General features: G+C 64.1%; 2 pseudogenes. Both read right to left on the bottom strand.

Annotated elements, in window-relative coordinates:
• Nucleotides 1–205 (bottom strand): annotated as a pseudogene (locus O7A61_RS32690) (hypothetical protein); the annotation flags it as partial.
• A 22-nt stretch (nt 206–227) separates the two neighbouring features.
• Nucleotides 228–510, bottom strand: a pseudogene (locus O7A61_RS32685) (hypothetical protein); the annotation flags it as partial.

Below are 510 nucleotides of genomic sequence, written 5' to 3'. Positions count from 1 at the left end.
CGTCGCCTGTCCCGACCGAAACTCCGGCGTCGGCTCCTACGCTGCCGACGCTCGCGCCAATACCGATTGACGCCCCGTTCTGGCCGACGCCCACACTGGTGCCAACCCCGACATTGCCGGCCTTGGCCCCAACTCCTGCCTCAATAGCCATGGCAGGTTGAGTCGCGATTACAATCGAGAAAACGGCCGCGACGTATCTGCTCATCGCAATCCTCCATCCCCGGCTGTCATTGACTGAACCCCTCAATCGGGGGTCGCGTCGGAAGCAGCGCGTCTGGCAGCGTGATCGTCGTCAGGCGAACGACCCGCGAGTTGGGCACTTCCGCCTTGCCGACTTCCTGCTGCCTCCGGGTAAGCGATCTGCGCCGGGGCGCATGTGCGCCTGCGCGATCGGTGGGGGGTGCCTTTGCCGCGTTTTCGATATGCGAGGTGCAGCGCTCAACCCAGCGCTTGAAGGCGTTGAGGTCCTTGCGGGCCGAAGCGAGGTCGCGTGTCAGGTCAATGGTTTTT

Source organism: Mesorhizobium sp. Cs1321R2N1 (assembly GCF_037179725.1).
Taxonomy (GTDB): Bacteria; Pseudomonadota; Alphaproteobacteria; order Rhizobiales; family Rhizobiaceae; genus Mesorhizobium; species Mesorhizobium salmacidum.
This window is presented reverse-complemented; position numbering and strand designations above follow the sequence as displayed.